At 70.9% G+C, this 16944-nt stretch carries 18 protein-coding genes; 11 read left to right on the top strand and 7 right to left on the bottom strand.

Annotation, left to right across the window (positions count from 1 at the left end; genetic code table 11):
• The first annotated feature begins 7 nt into the window (after nucleotides 1–7).
• A complete protein-coding gene (locus tag G4D85_RS15485; protein ID WP_164012559.1) occupies nucleotides 8–466 on the top strand; it encodes a winged helix-turn-helix transcriptional regulator in 459 nt (152 codons plus the stop codon).
• On the opposite strand, the gene G4D85_RS15480 is transcribed toward G4D85_RS15485, so the two are convergent.
• Entirely contained in the window at nucleotides 447–1217 is a 771-nt protein-coding gene (locus G4D85_RS15480; RefSeq protein ID WP_164012557.1) for a class I SAM-dependent methyltransferase, read from the bottom strand. The two genes, G4D85_RS15485 and G4D85_RS15480, sit on opposite strands and share 20 nt — an antisense overlap.
• A gap of 76 nt (nucleotides 1218–1293) precedes the next feature.
• Nucleotides 1294–1755 (bottom strand): acyl-CoA thioesterase, encoded by a 462-nt coding sequence (locus G4D85_RS15475; protein WP_164012554.1) that lies wholly within the window; start codon nucleotides 1753–1755, stop codon nucleotides 1294–1296.
• Between the two features lie 98 nt (nucleotides 1756–1853).
• Between G4D85_RS15475 and G4D85_RS15470 the strand changes: the two genes are divergently transcribed.
• From G4D85_RS15470 to G4D85_RS15445, 6 genes are all read left to right on the top strand, one after another.
• Nucleotides 1854–2429 (top strand): cupin domain-containing protein, encoded by a 576-nt coding sequence (locus G4D85_RS15470; RefSeq protein WP_164012552.1) that lies wholly within the window; start codon nucleotides 1854–1856, stop codon nucleotides 2427–2429.
• A gap of 121 nt (nucleotides 2430–2550) precedes the next feature.
• Entirely contained in the window at nucleotides 2551–4266 is a 1716-nt protein-coding gene (locus G4D85_RS15465; protein WP_240359306.1) for a metallophosphoesterase, read from the top strand.
• Between the two features lie 50 nt (nucleotides 4267–4316).
• Entirely contained in the window at nucleotides 4317–4709 is a 393-nt protein-coding gene (locus tag G4D85_RS15460) for a hypothetical protein (RefSeq protein WP_164012551.1), read from the top strand.
• A gap of 156 nt (nucleotides 4710–4865) precedes the next feature.
• A complete protein-coding gene (locus G4D85_RS15455) occupies nucleotides 4866–5516 on the top strand; it encodes a YiaD family glycine zipper/OmpA-like lipoprotein (protein ID WP_240359290.1) in 651 nt (216 codons plus the stop codon).
• 55 nt (nucleotides 5517–5571) lie between these two features.
• Entirely contained in the window at nucleotides 5572–6279 is a 708-nt protein-coding gene (locus tag G4D85_RS15450) for a hypothetical protein (RefSeq protein ID WP_164012546.1), read from the top strand.
• Between the two features lie 176 nt (nucleotides 6280–6455).
• Nucleotides 6456–7835: a serine hydrolase domain-containing protein gene (locus G4D85_RS15445; protein WP_240359289.1), complete on the top strand. Its 1380-nt coding sequence runs from the start codon at nucleotides 6456–6458 to the stop codon at nucleotides 7833–7835.
• A gap of 15 nt (nucleotides 7836–7850) precedes the next feature.
• On the opposite strand, the gene G4D85_RS15440 is transcribed toward G4D85_RS15445, so the two are convergent.
• A complete protein-coding gene (locus tag G4D85_RS15440; RefSeq protein WP_164012542.1) occupies nucleotides 7851–9287 on the bottom strand; it encodes an aminotransferase-like domain-containing protein in 1437 nt (478 codons plus the stop codon).
• Between the two features lie 191 nt (nucleotides 9288–9478).
• On the opposite strand from G4D85_RS15440, the gene G4D85_RS15435 reads away from it, so the two are divergent.
• Entirely contained in the window at nucleotides 9479–9841 is a 363-nt protein-coding gene (locus G4D85_RS15435) for a DUF2917 domain-containing protein (protein WP_164012539.1), read from the top strand.
• Between the two features lie 51 nt (nucleotides 9842–9892).
• Here G4D85_RS15435 and map read toward each other — a convergent pair whose 3' ends face one another.
• The 3 genes from map to G4D85_RS15420 form a co-directional block, all read right to left on the bottom strand.
• Nucleotides 9893–10891 carry a type I methionyl aminopeptidase gene (gene map, locus G4D85_RS15430; RefSeq protein WP_164012537.1) on the bottom strand — a complete coding sequence of 333 codons (999 nt, stop codon included), beginning with the start codon at nucleotides 10889–10891 and terminating at the stop codon, nucleotides 9893–9895.
• Nucleotides 10888–11109, bottom strand: coding sequence for a hypothetical protein (locus G4D85_RS15425; RefSeq protein WP_164012535.1), 222 nt, complete (start codon nucleotides 11107–11109; stop codon nucleotides 10888–10890). Before G4D85_RS15425 ends, map begins: the two co-directional genes overlap by 4 nt.
• A 176-nt stretch (nucleotides 11110–11285) precedes the next feature.
• The gene (locus tag G4D85_RS15420) at nucleotides 11286–12029 is read right to left on the bottom strand and encodes an immunity 52 family protein (protein WP_164012533.1); all 744 of its coding nucleotides are present in this window, start codon (nucleotides 12027–12029) and stop codon (nucleotides 11286–11288) included.
• 99 nt (nucleotides 12030–12128) lie between these two features.
• Here G4D85_RS15420 and G4D85_RS15415 point away from each other — a divergent pair, with 99 nt between their 5' ends.
• Together G4D85_RS15415 and G4D85_RS15410 are read left to right on the top strand one after the other, a co-directional pair.
• Nucleotides 12129–14102: a serine/threonine protein kinase gene (locus tag G4D85_RS15415; protein WP_164012531.1), complete on the top strand. Its 1974-nt coding sequence runs from the start codon at nucleotides 12129–12131 to the stop codon at nucleotides 14100–14102.
• A gap of 17 nt (nucleotides 14103–14119) precedes the next feature.
• Entirely contained in the window at nucleotides 14120–15049 is a 930-nt protein-coding gene (locus G4D85_RS15410; RefSeq protein WP_164012529.1) for a DUF2381 family protein, read from the top strand.
• A gap of 75 nt (nucleotides 15050–15124) precedes the next feature.
• Here the strand turns inward: G4D85_RS15410 and G4D85_RS15405 are convergent, their stop codons facing one another.
• Nucleotides 15125–15403 (bottom strand): TraR/DksA family transcriptional regulator, encoded by a 279-nt coding sequence (locus tag G4D85_RS15405; RefSeq protein WP_164012527.1) that lies wholly within the window; start codon nucleotides 15401–15403, stop codon nucleotides 15125–15127.
• 233 nt (nucleotides 15404–15636) lie between these two features.
• Here G4D85_RS15405 and G4D85_RS15400 point away from each other — a divergent pair, with 233 nt between their 5' ends.
• A complete protein-coding gene (locus G4D85_RS15400; protein WP_205525558.1) occupies nucleotides 15637–16473 on the top strand; it encodes a YwiC-like family protein in 837 nt (278 codons plus the stop codon).
• The last annotated feature ends 471 nt before the right edge of the window (nucleotides 16474–16944 follow it).

Here is a 16944-nt window from a genome sequence, read left to right as displayed (position 1 = left end):
TACTAACATGAGCGAGACGAAGCAGCCCAAGCGCCTGCGCAAGCTGATGGTGAAGTGGGCAGAGGAGCGAGGCGACGTGTACGCGCCCAACTGCCCTTCCCGGGGCGTCCTGGACCACGTCACGAGCCGCTGGGGAGTGCTGGTGCTCGTCGCGCTGATGGACGGCACGCACCGCTTCAGCGAGCTGCGGCGCCAGGTGGCGGGGGTGAGCGAGAAGATGCTCGCCCAGACGCTGCATGCGCTGGAGGAGGACGGCTTCGTGCTGCGCGAGGTCCACCCGGTGATTCCCCCGCACGTGGACTACAGCCTCACGCCCCTGGGCCGCGAGGTCGCCGGCCATGTCGAGGTGCTCGTCGACTGGCTCGAGGAGAGCATGCCCCGCATCCTCGAGGCGCGTGCCCGGCACAAGCCCCGCGAGAGCGCCAGCAAGCCGAGGGCCCGGCGCGTCACGGCCTCCGGGCGGTGAGGATGGGCTGGTAGAAGCCCGTCTCCTCGGGCGAGTACCACCGCGTGTCCATGAGGCCGGCCCGCGTGAGCGCCCGCTCCAGCTCCACACGCTGGAGCGCGCGGTACACGCCGGTGTGCTCGGTGGTCTGCCACCCGCTTCCCTCGGGGCGCAGGATGAACTGGTGCACCGTGTACGTGCGCCCGTCGGCGGACCAGTCCCAGAGCTGGAAGAGGATGCGGCGGCCCTCGGGAGCATCGAGCACGCGCTCCGACGTGAAGCGGGGCTGCTCGGTCACCAGCGTGTCGTAGTCGCGGATGCTCAGCGCCAGCAGGCCGCCAGGTGCCAGCTTCGACGCCATGGCGCACGCGGCCGAGTCCAGGTCCTCGTCCGTCAACAGATGTGGCACGGCGTTGTCGAAGGCGAGCACCACGGGGAAGGTGCCGTTCACCTGCGTGTCCAGCTCGCGCATGTCCGCCACGCCCGTGGTGAGGGTGACGTTCATGGCCCGGGCCTCGCGCTCGGTGCGGGCGACGGCGGCGGGGCTCAAGTCCGTGGCATGGACGACGTAGCCGCGCGCGGCCAGGCCCAGCGCCTGGGTGCCGATGCCACACGCGCAGTCGAGCACGCGCCGGGGCGGGGGTGCGCCACAGCGGCGCAGCAGGGCATCCAGTGCGGCGCCCTGCCGCTCCACCGTCTGCGCCCAGTTGGCGAAGAGCAGGTGGTACTCCTCCGCCAGTCCCTCGTAGAAACCCAGCACGGGGTCACTCATGTGCGGCCTGTCCTAGCACTCCTCGCCGGGCGCGCACCTTCCGCGAGCGCGCGTCCGTCCCACACCGGACCGTGGCTCACGGGGTGAAGGAGCGCCCTTCGAGCGCCTCGATGGCGGCGCGGACGTGGGCCGGGACGGGGACCTTCTCGCTGGTGGCGTAGCGCAGGGTGACGATGGTGCAGCCACCCCGGGTGTAGACGAGGCCGTCGTCCTCGCCGGCCACGGCGTGCTCGATGGAGATGGACGAGTTGCCGATGCGGGTGACGCGGGTGCCGGCCACGAGACGTGCTGGGTAGACGACGGGGCGGAGGTACTCGGCGTTGGTGGCCGCGAGGATGGGGCCGATGCCGCCCGGCGTCCGGTCCTCGCCCGCCCCGGACGGACCCGTCAGGCCGACCCGGGCGAAGTAGGCGATGCGGGAGGACTCGAACCAGGTGAAGGTCCGGGCGTTGTTGGCGTGGCCGAAGGCATCCATCTCGCTCCAGTGGAGCGTGAAGGGGATGACGACGGGGAAGTCCTTGAGGGGGGAGTCCGACATGACGGCCAGGGTGCCCCAGGCAGGGCGGTCAGGGAACGACGAACCGCGCCTGCCTGCCCTCCAGACAAGGGCCACGGGCGTGGTAATGCATGGGGGTCATGCGCTCACGCCTCCTGATTCCCGTGCTCGCGGTCACCGGCGCCGCCGCGCTGTCCTGGGCCCGCGAGCCGGCGCCCCAGGCCGCTCCTGCTTCCGCGAAGCCCGCCGCGGCAGCTCAGCCAGTCCCTCCGTCCGCGAAGCCCGGCGCGACGGCGCCCCCTGCGCCCTCCGCCGCGAAGCCCGTACGCATCGTGGTCCCCACGGCCGAGGCCCCGCGCCACATCATCGCGGGAGGCAAGGGCCGCGCGACGCTGCTCCTCAATCCGACGACGGGCGCCACCGCCGCGTCGGTGACGCTGCTGGAGCTCCAGCCCGGCGCCGAGGTGCCCGAGCACGTCCACGAGACGAGCGCCGAGATTCTCTACATCGAGGAAGGCGCGACGGAGATGGTCGTCGCCGGAGAGACGCTGCGCGCCGGCAAGGGGGACGCGGTCTACATCCCCGCGGGCGTGAAGCACTCGGCGCGCGTGGTGTCGAAGGACACGGCGCTGAAGGCGGTGCAGGTGTACGCCGGCCCCGGCCCCGAGATGCGCTTCACGCAGGGCCCCCGGGAGAACGCGCCACATGGCAGGTGAGCGGAACGCAACGGCCGCGCGCGAGGGCGAGTCCACCGGGCAGACGCCAGCAGCGCCTGCAACGGGCGAGCGCCCGCACCTGGTGTCTCCGCGTGAGGGGTTGCCCATCTCCGACAGCGGCATGGCGACGCATCCCCGTCGTCGCGCGGACATGGTGCGCTGGCTGCATCCGGCGCAGCTGCTCCGCACGGGTCTGGACGCGCTGGTGGCGGCGGTGTTCGGCGCGCGGGCGGACCACCGGCTCATCGAGGCGGTGGTGCGACCGCAGGCGCCCTTCTTCGACTACTCGCAGGAGGCGCTGCCCGAGGGCGACTTCTGGCTGGACTACGTGGCGGACACCGGCGACGGCTGGAACTCCACGTACAGCATCGCCCGGCTGCTCGCGCTGCCCCGGCTGACGCTGCCCGTGCGCGGCGTCGCGCGGGGCGAGCCGTACGAGACGAAGCGTGGGCGGGTGCTCGTGTGCGGCGGGGACGGCGTGTACCCGGGAGCCAGCCGCGAGGCGTACGAGGAGCGGCTGGTGCAGCCCTACGAGGCGGCCATGCGCCGCACCCAGGCGCCCAACCCGGACCTGTTCGTCATCCCGGGCAACCATGACTGGTACGACGGGCTCTCGGCCTTCATGCGGCTGTTCTGCGCGAACCGGTGGATTGCGGGCCGGCGCACGCGGCAGAGCCGCAGCTACTTCGCGCTGAAGCTGCCGCACCGCTGGTGGCTCATCGGCACGGACGTGCAGCTCAACAGCGACATCGACGTGCCCCAGGTGGAGTACTTCCGCGAGGTGGCCCAGCACATGGGGCCGGACGACCGCGTCATCCTCTGCAACGCGGAGCCCGCGTGGATTCTCGCGGCGGCCTCGAGGCGCAAGGGCAGCTACCTGGAGAACAACCTGGAGTACCTCCAGGAGAAGGTGCTGGGCCGCCGCATCAGCGTCTTCCTCGCGGGAGACCTGCACCACTACCGCCGGCACGAGGACGCCGCGGGCCGGCAGAAAATCACGGCGGGCGGAGGCGGCGCCTTCCTCCACCCCACGCACGCGCCGGCGGCGCACGTGCTGCGTGACGGCTACCGTCTGCAGAAGAGCTTCCCGGACGAGAAGACGTCGCGGAAGCTGGCGCGAAAGAATCTGATGCTCATCCGCCACAGCCCGCTCTTCGGGCTGATGACCGGAGCGCTCTATCTGATGCTCGCGCTCGCGGCCTACGCGGAGGTGGGCTCGCTGGGGCTGTCGCAGCTACCCCAGGTCGTCCTGGCGGTGGGCAACAGCATGGTGAGCCGGCCCTGGACGCTGGTGCTGGGGCTGGGCACCATCAGCGGGCTCATCGCCCTGGCGGACTCCCAGTTCGGGAAGTGGCGGACGCTGGCGGGGACGCTCCATGGGCTGGGCCACATCTTCGGCGCCTTCTTCACGGCGTGGGCCGCGACGTACTTCACCGTCACCGGGCTGGGCGTCTGTCCGGACCTGACGCCGGACGGGCTGAACTGCACGGCGGGCTGGTGGCACCTGGCGGGCAAGTTCCTCCTGTCCTCGGGCTTCACCTTCCTGGGCGGCTTCATGGTGGGCCCGTTCGTCATGGGCCTGTACCTGTGGCTGAGCGTGAACTTCTTCGGAGCCCACTCCAACGAAGCGTTCATCTCGCTGGCGCTGCCGGACTGGAAGAACTTCCTGCGCCTGCACATCAACGAGGACGGGCACCTCAGGGTGTACCCGGTGGGCGTCGAGCGCGTGCCGCGCAAGTGGAAGGAGACGAACGCCGGCCCCTACGCGCCCGCCTTCGACCCGGATGACCCGAAGGCCACGCCGCCCGTGCTGATTGAGCCCCCCTTCCGCGTGTAAGGTGGCCCTCGGACCTGACGACACAACGTCTGCCGGATGAGGGGTTGTCGATGCGCGACGTGAAGCAGGCGATGGGCGTCTCCGTGCTCCTGGTCTCCGCCCCCGCGTGGGCCAACGCCAACGATATGTGCGAGCTCGTGATGCTGATGTTCCTGCCGCCCGTCTTCCTGTGGGCCGTCGTCTCCTTCCTCGCCGGGGTGTGGGTGCGAGGCCCCACTGCCGTGCGGGTCTGGGGCATCGTGCTGACGGTTGGCATCGTCCCGACCTTTGGTGCGGCGGGCCTCTCCATGTCGGGCGCCTTCCACAGCTCGGGGCTGAGGCATGAGGTGATGCTCATCATCTCGTCCGTCGCGATGGTCGCGCTGCTTGTCTGCTATGCATGGGCCCTTGTCCGGTTTTCCCAGGCGCCTCCGCGCGCTGCGAAGCGCTCCCAGCCCGTATAGTGCCCTTCGTCCCGGAGACCTGGGAGTCTGGCCGGTCGCCCCACGAGCGGCAGAGCGAGCGATACCTGGACAGCAGGCAGCCGTCCGGCGTCCGAAAATCGTCGCATGAATCTCCCCCGCGCTGAGCCTTCCAAGCCAGTGACAAGGAGGCTTCACGTGACGACTCGAAAGAACGCGACGGTTCGGAACAAGGCGGCGGCGGTGCTCCTCTCCGCGGCGATGCTCGGCGCGGGTGGCTGCGCCACGCCCGGGAAGCGGACGGCGACGGGAGCGGCGGCGGGCGGAATCGTGGGCGCGGGCGCGGGCGCGATTGCCGGCGGCTGGAAGGGTGCGGCGGTGGGCGCGGCGGCGGGAGCAGCGGTGGGCGGCGGCGTGGGCAACTACCTCGACAAGCGCGCGCAGGAGCTGGAGAAGGTCGCGGAGACGCGGAAGACGGAGCACGGCCTGCTGCTCAACCTCCAGAGCGAGCTGCTCTTCGAGACGGACAGCGCGGTGCTCACCGACGGCGCGGTGGCCCAGCTGACGCAGATTGGCGACATCCTCGCGAAGTACCCGGATGACCGCCTCACCATCGAAGGCCACACGGACAGCCGGGGCACGGAGCCCTACAACGAGTCCCTGTCCATGCGGCGCGCGGACGCGGTGGCGCGCGTACTGAAGGGGCGCGGCGTGGAGGAGCGGCAGATGGTGGTGCTGGGCCAGGGAGAGACGGAGCCCGTGGCGCCCAACACCTCCGAGGATGGCCGCAGCGCCAACCGACGTGTCGAGCTGCACATCGACGTGCCCCAGGCCACCCGGCGCGGCTGAGCGGACCCGCGCCCGGGTTCCCCCCGGGCCCCGCGTCCCGAGGTAGAACGAGGCCATGGACGTCTCGTTCCTCCTCACCCCTCCCGAGGGCCTCACCGGCGTGCTGACCCCGGAGCGGCTCACGACCTTCCGCGCCTGGTTCATCCACGAGTGGACGAAGGACGGAGACGGGGCACCCACGAGCGAGCAGGAGCTGGAGGAAGACCTCCAGGCCACCGTGACGCTGGTGGACCACCTCCTCCAGCGGGGCGCGACGGCGCTGCGGGAGCCACCGGCCGGTCTCCAGGACTCGGTGGTGGACCTGCTCGACGAGCTCTCCGACTTCTTCACCCGGGGCGAGGACGGGCCGGAGGGCGAGCTGGTGCTGGCCACGGACCGGAAGCCAGATGACCGGGACCTCCAGGCGGCGGAGGCCATCATCGGCTCGGCCTGTCCCGAGCGGACGCGCCAGCTCTGGAGACACCTGGTGTGGGGACGTGCCCCGGGAATGGAGGTGGGCCAGGGCATCGGCCTGCGGCGCCAGGTTCCCTCGCTGGGGTACTGGACCGGCACCGAGGTGAAGCAGGTGCGCGATGACCTGCGCGAGCACCTGGGCGGGGCGCCGGACTACAAGCCGGTGCGCGGGCTGGCGCGCTTCACCTCCATGCTCCAGCGCGGGCTGTCCCTCGCGAGCCGGGGCAACCCGGCCGTCGCCCTGGACGCGGTGACGCACGCGGTGGACCGCGCGGCCCGCGAGGGCGCGGGGCTGCTCTTCGCCCGCTGAACCCTCCTCACGCAACGCGGCACACGACACCCTGCCCGTCCAGGTCCGCTGGCCGCATCCCGTCCCGCGGGACGTAGCCCCGTCACCGAGAGGCGCGGTATGTCCCGTGCCAGCGGTACAGGTCGAGCCGCCCTGAAGGAGCCCTCCACGTGTGTTGCCTTGTCCGCCGTCTCGCCATGCTGTCTGTCCTCCTGCTGGGCTTCTCAGCGAGCCGCGCCGCCGCCGCACCGGCCCCGGTCAGCAAGCGCATCGACGCGTTCGTCCGGGAGGAGCTGGAGCGCCAGAAGGTGCCCGGCGTCGGCATCGGCATCGTGAAGAACGGCAAGGTCCTCCTGGCGAAGGGGTATGGCTTCGCGAACCTGGAGCATCAGGTCCCCGTCAAGCCTGAGACGCTCTTCCAGGCGGGCTCCGTCGGTAAGCAGTTCACCGCGATGGCGGTGATGCTTCAGGTGGAGGCGGGCAAGCTCGCGCTGGCGGACCCGCTGACGAAGTTCTTCCCCGGGGCCCCTGCGTCGTGGGGCGGCATCACCGTGCGCCACCTGCTGAACCACACCGCGGGCCTTCCGGACCTGGAGGGCACGCTCGACTACCGGAAGGACTACACCGACGAGGAGCTCGCGCGCTTCGCCTACACGCTGACGCTCGAGTTCGCCCCCGGCTCGCGCTGGTCCTACAGCAACACCGGCTATGTCCTGCTGGGCATCATCGTGAACCGCGTCTCCGGCACGTTCTACGGCGACGTGCTGCGCGACAAGGTCTTCAAGCCCGCCGGCATGACGACGGCGCGAATCATCAGCGAGGCGGACATCATCCCGCACCGCGCGGACGGCTACCGCATGGACAAGGGGACGTTGAAGAACCAGGAGTGGGTGTCTCCCTCGCTCAACACCACGGGGGACGGCTCCATGTATGTGTCCGTGCGGGACATGCTGGCGTGGGACGCGGCCGTCCAGGCGCGAGCCATCCTCACCCCGGAGAGCTGGCGGGAGATTCTCACTCCCGCGCCGCTCACCAGCGGCGCCACCTATCCGTATGGCTTTGGCTGGCAGCTCCTGGAGCGGGCCGGGAAGCCGCTGCACCAGCACGGCGGCGCCTGGCAGGGCTTCACGTCCTACTTCGGCCGCTACCTGGGCGAAGGCCTCTCCCTCATCGTGCTGACCAACTCCTCGGCCGCGAACCCCTCGCGCTTCGCGGAGGGCCTGGCGGCCATCATCCACCCCGCGCTGGCCCCGCCGACGCTCACCCCCATCGAAGACCGCGAGCCCCAGGTCACCGCGCGAGTCGCGGCGCTGCTGGAGAAGGCACGGGAAGGGACGCTCGCGCCGGCCGACTTCGCGTACGTTCGCGCCGGGTTCTTTCCGGGCATCGCGAAGCTGTACCAGGAGCACCTGCGCGAGCTGGGGCCCACGGGACGGCTGGTGCTGGTCGAGCGGAGCACGCTGGGCGATGACCGCCAGTACACGTACCTGGTGACGTTCGGGACGAAGACGTATCAGTTCGCCGTGGGGCTCGCGCCGGACGACCGGCTGGCGTCCATCAGGATGCGGCCGCGGTGAGCACGGCCGGCGCCCTCACGCGACGTTGCGCGCGAGGCTGCCCAGCGTAGCCATGGCGCCCTCGATGCGGGGCGTCCACGGCTGGCCGCAGCTCAGGCGGATGAAGTGGCGGTACGAGTCCGGCCGCGCGGAGAAGATGGGCCCGGGGGCGATGCTGACGCCCGCCTCCAGCGCCTTCGCGTGCAGCTCCAGCGCGTCCACGCGCGGAGGCAGCTCCACCCAGAGCAGCGAGCTGCCCGACGGGCGGGCCACGCGCGTACCCTCGGGGAAGTGCTCGGCGACGGCCTCGGCCATGCGCTCCACCTGGGCGGCGAGCCGGCGGCGTAGGGTGCGCAGGTGCCTGTCGTAGCCGCCCTCCTGGAGGAAGCGCGCAATCGCGAGCTGGGGCAGCGTGGGAGTGGCCACGGTGTGGGCGAACTTGAGCAACTCCACGCGCTCGCGGAAGCGGCCCGGGGCCACGTAGCCCACGCGGAAGCCGGGGGCGAGCGTCTTGGAGAACGAGCCGCACAGCAGCACGTTGCCCGTGGTGTCGAAGGCCTTGCACGTGCGCGGGCGCTCCGGGCCGAAGTGCAGGTCGCCGTAGATGTCGTCCTCGATGAGCGGCACGTCACGCTCGGCGAGCATGGACACCAGCCGCTTCCGGTTCTCCTCGGGCATGCAGCTGCCGACCGGGTTGCTGAAGCTGGGCACCACCAGCACCGCGGCCACGCGCCGCCGCTCCAGCGCCGCTTGCAGCGCGTCCAGCTCCAGGCCGTGGCGGGGGCTGCTCGGAATCTCCAGCGCGCGCAGCCCGAGCGACTCAATCGCCTGCAGCGTGCCGTAGTACGCGGGGGACTCAATCGCGATGGTGTCCCCCGTGCGGGCCACGGCGAGCAGGCACAGGTGGATGGCCTCGGACGCGCCGCACGTGGTGACGAAGTCATCCGCGGACAGCGCGCAGCCCCAGTCCAACGAGCGGCGAGCGAGCTGCTGGCGCAGCTCCAGGCAACCGGGAGGGATGTCGTAGAGGATGCCGGTGTCCCCCGCCTCGCGCGTGAGGGTGTTGAGCTCGCGGTACAGCCGCCGGGTGGGCAGCAGCTCCGGAGCCGGCCACGCGGCGCCCAACTGCACCAGGCGCGGCTCACGCGCGGCACGGTACACGCGGGCCACGAGCGCGCTGACGGTGACGGGCGTGGCGCTGGCGGCGGGGCGCGACACCTGGGGCTCGGCGAGGCGCGGGCGCTCGCGGCGGCGCACGTAGTGGCCGGACTGTGGGCGCGTCTCGATGACGCCGACGGCCTCCAGGTGCAGGTACGCCTGGAGCACGGTGGAGATGCTCACGCGCTCGCGGAGGCTGAGCTGCCGCACCGATGGCAGCCGGTCTCCCGGCCGCAGCGTGCCCGCGGCGATGGCGTCTCCCAGCCGCTCGGCCACCTGCTCGTACAGCTTCGGTCTATGCGCCAGCGCGCCCATGCGTCCTCCGGGAGGTGTCGTCCCCAACCACCATGGGTAACCGGGCCGCGTCCCGCCGCCCAGATACACCTGCCCACCACAGTGACCGGTACAGTTCTTCCACCCAGAACTGTACCGGTCACAATCTACATTCGCTGCATCTGTTCTGTTCCGCCCGCCGGGCGCATGTTGCGGGACAGGAGGACACGGCGATGGCGGCGACTCTCACCTTCACGTTTCACGACTGGCTGCGGGCGCTGGCGGAGTGGCTGAGGCCCGGAGCCCACCGGAACGGAAGCGAGGAGCGGGTGCTACTGGAGCGGGGTGCCACGTGGGGCATGCACACGCATGGCGGCGAGCACCTGGCGCTCACCTGCGATGACGGGCAACTGTGGCTCACGTGTGAAGGCGACTCGCGGGACTACGTGCTCGGCCCCGGGCACACCGTGCGGCTGAAGGCCCCCGGACACGTGGTGGTGCAGGCCCTGAGGCTCACGCGCTTCAACCTCGTGCGGTGGCCTTCCAGCCTCGCACGGGCAATGGAGCCCCGAGAGCCCGAGGCCCACGCGCCTTGACGGCACGGGCGGGCAGCCGCACGCAGCGACTGCCCGCGCCCGAGGTGTCCGTCAGGGCACCGTGAGGATTTCGGGGCCCTTCTCGGTGACGAGGAGGGTGTGCTCGAACTGGGCGCTGCGGCTGCCGTCGGCGGTGACGGCGGTCCACCCGTCATCCCAGGTGCGGCTGCCCCAGCCACCCAGGTTGATCATCGGCTCCACGGTGAAAATCATCCCGGGCTCCATGAGGGTGTTGGACTCGGGCTCGAAGTAGTGGGGAATCTGCAGGGACGTGTGGAACGTCTCGCCGATGCCGTGGCCGCAGTAGGCGCGCACCACGCTCATGCCATTCTTCGTGGCGTGGTCCTCAATCGCGCGGCCGATGTCGCTGATGGGCCGGCCGGGCTTCACCGCGGCGATGCCGATGTCCAGGCACTCGCGCGTCACCTTCACCAGCCGCTGGCTCTCCGCGTCCACGTTGCCGACGAAGTAGGTGGCCGAGCAGTCACCATGGACGCCATCCAGGAAGATGGTGATGTCCAGGTTGATGATGTCGCCGTCCTCCAGCGCGCGGCTGTCGGGGATGCCGTGGCAGACAACCTCGTTGACGGAGGTGCAGAGCGACTTGGGATAGCCGTGGTAGTTCAGCGTGCTCGGGTAGCCGCCGCGCTTGATGTAGGCCTCGTGCGTAATCGCATCCAGCTCGTCGGTGGTGACGCCCGGGCGTACGTGGGCGGACACCTCCTGGAGCACCTCGGCGGCGGCCTTGCAGGCGCGGCGCATGCGGGCGATGACGTCCGGCGTGTTGATTTCCGACGCGGGAGCGCGCCGCGAGGGCCGGCCCGACGCCGCGTAGTCCGGGCGGGGAATGTGGATGGGCACGTCGCGGCGCGGGCTGATGAGGCCGGGACGCACGCCCTTGCGAGCGGTGTCGGGCCCCTTCTTGCGAGCCTCGACGGCATCGGCGCCACGGTGGCACTTCTTGTACTTGGAGCCGCTGCCGCACCAGCAGGTGTCATTGGGGCCGGGCAGGACGGCGGGGGGCGTACGCGGGGGAACGGCGGTGGTCATGATTCACCTCCAACGCTGAGCTGCTCGGACTGGCGGGCGCGCATCCAGCGCACCACCTGGGGACGGAGCCAGAGCCGGGGGCGCCCGGTGCCCAGGTCCAGCACGGGACGCGGCATGTCCGGGTAGCGGCGCAGGTAGGTGCTGACGCTGTTGGTGTGGCTCAGGCGCAGCAACCCGGCCACTCCCTGGGCGTCGATGAGGTCTTCTGTCTTCACCATGGGACACATGTGGGCCTGTCTATACCCATAGACACGCCTTCATGCACGGCTTCTTTCCGGTGTCCTCCGGGGCAAGCGCCACCTGGAGGACACCGGCGGGGCCGGGCCCTCGGGTGCTCGTCAGCCCCTACGGGCTGCTGGCGGGGGAGCCAGCGAGCCCGGAGTGCCTCGAACTGCTACTCACCTCGCCCTTGATTGCCGAAGGGCTTCCACGGCCGCAGCGCGCCCAGCAGCTTCGCGCACCGCAGGGCCTCGCAGACCTGCTCGGCCAGCTGCACGTGCTCGGGGTTGCCGGCCGTGAAGCGGTCCGGCGTCAGCACTATCAACGTGCCCAGTCCCTCCACCGGCTCCACCTTCACCGGCTTCGGCAGGGGAGGCACCTCACCGCGTCGACGAGAGAAATACATCATCCACCCCACGAAGGTGCCCGCCCGCGCGCGGCCCGACACCATGTCCCGATGATTGTCCGACGTGGCCACCGCCCACTCCGGCTCCCACGCCACCGCCATGCACTTCAGCACTTCCTTCATCACCCCGGCGCTCACCACCCGCTCCGCCACCGGCCCGTAGGACGGCGGCTTCAGCAGGCACACCGCCGACGTCTGGTGTGACGCCGAGCCACACCGCAGGCTCACGCCCGTCACCTCGTCCCGGCGCTCGCCCGCCCACGCCCACAGGCTCACCCCGTCTCCGGGCTCCTGGTTCTCCCGCCGGGTGAACATCCGCGTCAGGTTCGCCGCATCCGGCTCGAAGGGCAGCAACCGCGACGCCTCGAAGGACTCCGCGGCCTCGCACCACGTCGACCACGACGGGTCACACCGCCGCATGGAACGGAAGAAGGTCTCCGCCCGCCGCGCACACGACTCGGCGGACTCCCTCCGGCCCAGCCAGTAGGCACCCGCGTACCAGGTCTCGTTCATCGACAACCTCCCATGGACATCTGCGACAGAACACACCAGGTCCCCACAATACCGCCCAACCTGCTAGGTTGAGGAAAATTCAGGAGACCTCCCAAGGCCATGAGCTCGGACAACCCCCAGGTGAACCCGGACAAGCTGCCCCCCGGCACGGTGGTGGGCTGCAGCTGGCGCCTCCTCGAGCGGCTCGGGGCCGGCGGCTACGGCGCCGTCTACAAGGTGGAAGCCCTCAATGACCCGGGCCGCTACTTCGCGCTCAAGCTGTCCCACCACCCCTACGAGCCCCGCTCCATGCGCGAGCTCACCCTGCTGATGGACAAGGCCGTCCATCCACACATCGTCGCCGTCCACGCCTGCGGGCGCTGGCCGGACGTCGTCACCGGCCATTTCTACTTCGTCATGGACTGGGTGCCCGGCCCCCCGCTCCACCTGTGGGCCGACCTCCACAACCCCTCCTTCCAGCAGTTCGCGGACACCGCGCGCCGCATGTCCCTCATCCTGGATGCCCTTCACGCCATGGGCGTGCTGCACCGCGACCTCAAGCCCGAGCACATCCTCATGCGCGGCCCACAGGGCGACCCGGTGCTCATCGACCTGGGCTCGGGCGACTACACCGGCGCCCCCACCCTGACCACCGGCCCCCTGCCCCCGGGCACCCTCCACCTGCGCAGCCCCGAGTCCGTCCGCTTCCACCAGCGCCACTGGCGCCGCATCGATGTCCGCTACGCCTTCGCCCCCACCGATGACCTCTACGCCCTGGGCGTCTGCCTGTACCGCGCCGTCACCGGCCACTACCCCTTCGCTCCCCACTGGCCCCCGGACGTGCTGTGCGCGGCCATCGTCTCGCAGCAGCCTCCGGCGCCCTCGGCGGTGAATCCGCGCGTGCCGCCCGCGCTCGACGGCGTCATCCTCCGCCTGCTGGAGAAGGACCCCGAGCAGCGCTTCCAGACCGGAGCCCAGCTGCACGAGGCGCTGGTGACGGCCCTGGGCCAGCACCCGGCCGAAGCCTGGGAGACGCAGGTCTTCGAGTGGCATGACGTGCCGCGCGCCGCCGAGGAAGGCGCGTCCGCCCGGAGCCAGCGCACGCGCCGTCCGGAGTGGCCGACCCACACGCACCGGCCGCCCTCGGTGGTGCGGGCGAAGCTGCTGCGCCTGTGGGCGGAGCTGCTCGGGGTGCTGCGTCCGCTACCCAAGCCCACCCCCTATGCCTCACCCGGAAAGGCCGTGGTGGAGGGCAGCGCGCGCCGGGTGCACCCGCGCCGACGACAGCGGGCGCTGGTGGCGGCGGTGGGCCTCGTCCTCGTGACGGGCCTGGGAGCGCTGGGGGCTCTGGCATCGGGAGCATGGCCGCACACTACCGCTCAGGTGAGGCATGAGGCAACCACCTCAGTCGGTCAGAAAGTGGCCAGCATCGTGGAGGCCCCCCACACTGCCCCGGCCGCGGTCCCGCCAGAGGCGAGGCCCACCCCCGTGGCCGTCACCGTGTCGGTGGCGACTCCCCAGGAAGCCTCTTCCGTGAAGAAGACCGACCTTGCCTCCGGGCTCCCGCCCTCGGCGAAGCAGCCCCAGACGTCCCGCGTCCGCTCCGCCGGAAGCATGACTCGCGCCGCAGCGGCTGCCGTCTGTACGGGACTGGCCTCCTGCGCCACCACGCCGCCGCTGATGGAGCCGCCTCTTCCGCCCGCGGAGGAGTGCCCACCCGGGGCCGTGGCGACGATGAAGAAGCTGGATATCAGCATCGAGGAGAGCCTCCTCACCGAGCTCAGCCGGGGCGAAAAAGGCATCAACCTCACCGTTCGCGAGGGTCGAGCCATTGCCGCTCCAGTGAAGAGCCAAGGAGGCATCAGGTACGGGTCGGAGATGGACGGACAGCTCTACATCGGGAGCAAGCGCGTCTACGGCCGCTTCACGGTGCTCCGCATGAAGGGGGTGCAATACCCGGTCTGCTTCGAGATCTATGACGATGAAACCCGGCTGCGCGGCACCGCACGCGAGCCTGGGGGTGATGCCCAGAATGCCGTCATCTACTCCCGGGTGGACGTCTGGGCGGTGACCCGCTTCGAACGTTTCGAGTGAGTCGCGGGGGAGCCTTCGTGTCCGCCCGGCCTTCTGTCCCGCACCTCCTGCTCGTCATGCTGGTGGGCACCGCTGCCGCCGCGCAGGCCCCCATCAACAACGCTGACGGGCCACCGCGGATGCGCCGCATCGAGCTGGCACCCGAGCCCCTCCGTGCCCCTCCGGAGATTTCCATCCGGCCGGGTACCGCCAGCCTCCTGCTGTTCGATGTGCCTCTGGCACGCGACGGGGTGGAACTGGACAAGCGGGAGCGCTTCCACCGCGTGGCCGTGGGTGAAGACACCCTCGCCCTGCTGCCCTCGGAGACACTCCGCGAAGGAGAGCGCCTGCGGCTCACCGTGCGTTTCGTGGATGGCGCGGCCCTCGCCGAAGCTCACTTCCTCCTCGTGGTGGTTCCTGGTCAGGCTGATGCACAGGTGGAGTTCGTGCGCGCTCCGCGCTCTTCCGAGCCTGCCTTGTTGGTGGCCACCCGTATGGCGGAGGAACTCCAGCGGCTGCGGGAGGAGAACGCGCGATTGCGAGCGGAGCGCGGTCCCGTCGGCCTGACCGGCACCATCGAGACTCCATGGATGAAGAGCCATGGCATCGCGGTCAGTCGACTCAATCACCCGTTGTCTCGTGCCACGAGCGCTGAGCTCCAACAGGCGGAGACCACGTGCTTCCGTGCGGCAATGAGGGTCGCGGTGCAGTTGACCATGACGTTCTCTCGAAGTGAGCGGCCCTGGTCGATAGGAGGCGCGGCCCTCATTGGACCCGAGGGTCGCCGACTGCGCATCGTACAAACGTGGCAGTCCGGGCTTGCGACGGAGGAGGTCCCCGAGGTCCGCATCATCGTGGAAGCGGAGGCCGAAAGAACCGAGGCCCACGGCCCACACATCGTGGAGCTGCAGGAGGCAGGGGGAGACCGGACCCTCACGCTCAGCCCGGTGACATTCCCAGACCTGTGAGGTCACGCCTTCAGCCGGCCGTGAGGTGCTCCTCGCTTCACCGTCTCGCCGCCGAGGCCGCCCACAGCGGCACGCTCACCGCTCCGCCGCCGAGCACGTCAGGCAATGACGCGCCTCGGGGATGGCACGGAGCCGGTGGCGGCCGATGGCCCCACCACATCGGGCGCAGTTGCCGAACTCCCCGCCGTCGATGCGTGCGAGTGCCGCATCGATGGCGCTCAGTTCCTGCCGCTCCGACTCGGTGAGCGCGCCCGCCTCGGCCGCAAGCTCGTCCGCGAACGCCAGGGCCCGAGCCCGCAGTCGCTGGCTGCGCTTGCGCAGCGCTTCTTGGGCCTCACGGGCCAGCATGTCCATGTTCGCCTCCGCACGACGGCCACCGGCGACGCTCCCGCCACGGCCACGCCTGGAGCCCTGGATCCAGGTGGCAGCGACGCACTTCAGGAACCGTGCCTCCCCTTCCCGGGCGCTCCGGAAGGGCGGGAGGCGCAAGGCTTGCGCGGGCCCCGGGGCCTTCCGCACCCCTTGCGCCGTCCTCCCACTCCGCCCCCAAGCCCAGGCGCGGAACGCCGCTTGCTCAGGAGGCGCCGGTGGCCCTCCCTCCGCACGCCTCCTCCATGCTGACCCTCTCCTCCCGCCAGCAGCTCCCCCTCGCCCGCCAGGCACTCCTGCCCAGGGAGCACGGCGCGTACTTCCAGCTCCTGTTGCCGCTGGCCACCGCGCTCGCCGTCACCGTCCCGAGCGCCCCGGCCCTCTGGCTCACCGTGGCGGCGGTTGCCTGCTTCTGGGTCCATGAGCCCCTGCTCCACCTGCTCGGACACCGGAGCACCCGCGCCCAGCGGGACCGCGTCGTCGCCCTCCGCTGGACGTGGATGCTGCTGGGCGTGGCGGCCTGTGCCCTGGTGCTCGCCGTCCCGAGCCTCGCGCCGGGTGCCCGGCCCTACCTCGCGCTCCCAGGCATCCTGGGCGCGGAGGTGCTGTTGATGACCTGGGGCCGGCAGGAGCGCACCCTCTCCGGAGAGCTGCTCGCGTCCCTGGCGCTTGGAGCATGGGCCGTGCCGGTGGCCCTCGCGGGAGGACAGGCACCGGGTGCGGCACTGACGCTCTGGGGCACCTTCGCGCTCGGGTTCGCGCTGGCCACGATGACGGTGCACGTCGTCATCCGAGCCCACAAGCCAGGCGCGGACCGCGCGCTGTTGCGCGTCGTGGGCCTCGTCGTAGCGAGTGCAGGGCTCGCGGGCAGTCTCGGCTGGGCGCTGAACGCGGGCGTGTCGGCATGGCGCGTGGTGGCGCTGCTGCCCATTCCGGTGGTCGCGCTCGGCACGCTGGCCCTGCTGCCCGCGCCGCGCCACCTCAAGCGCCTCGGTTGGAGCTTCGCCGCCGCGAGCTGCGCCACCGCCGTTCTGCTTGGCGCGGGTCTGGCCTGATTCAAGACGCGGTAGGTAAAGGCACGCGTCCGGGGCCGACCTGAAGCGCCGGTACAGCGCGCCCACCGGGACGCGCGAGCCTGGAACGAACGTTCCTTCCGCTCTTGCCGGTCAGCGGCCTGGCCCCGCTCCATGCCGCGCGTCCCCCTGGAACGAAGGTTCCTTCCGCTCCTGCCAGTCGGCGGCGGTGGGCCTGGGCCCTCACCATGCCGCTCGCCCCTGGAACGAACGTTCCTTCCGCCCCTGCCGGTCAGCCGCTCGGGGCGCCTGGGCCTGCGCGCCATGCCGCTCGCGAACCTGGAACGAACGTTCCTTCCGCTCCAGCCCTGCCCCGGGGGCGGACGGCTGCACCGTGCTGCTCGGAGCGGCCCTGGCCTGGTTCGTCGAAGCGAGGGAAGCCTCCAATGGAGTGAGGAGCGACAGCTTCAAGTCCGTCTTGGAGATGAGCGAGTCGTCCCGCTCCTCGTGCCC

Origin of the sequence: Pyxidicoccus trucidator, from assembly GCF_010894435.1 — a bacterium.
In the GTDB taxonomy this organism is placed as follows: domain Bacteria; phylum Myxococcota; class Myxococcia; order Myxococcales; family Myxococcaceae; genus Myxococcus; species Myxococcus trucidator.
The sequence above is the reverse complement of the archived record's forward strand: the minus strand, read 5'-3'. Positions and strand labels throughout refer to the sequence as shown.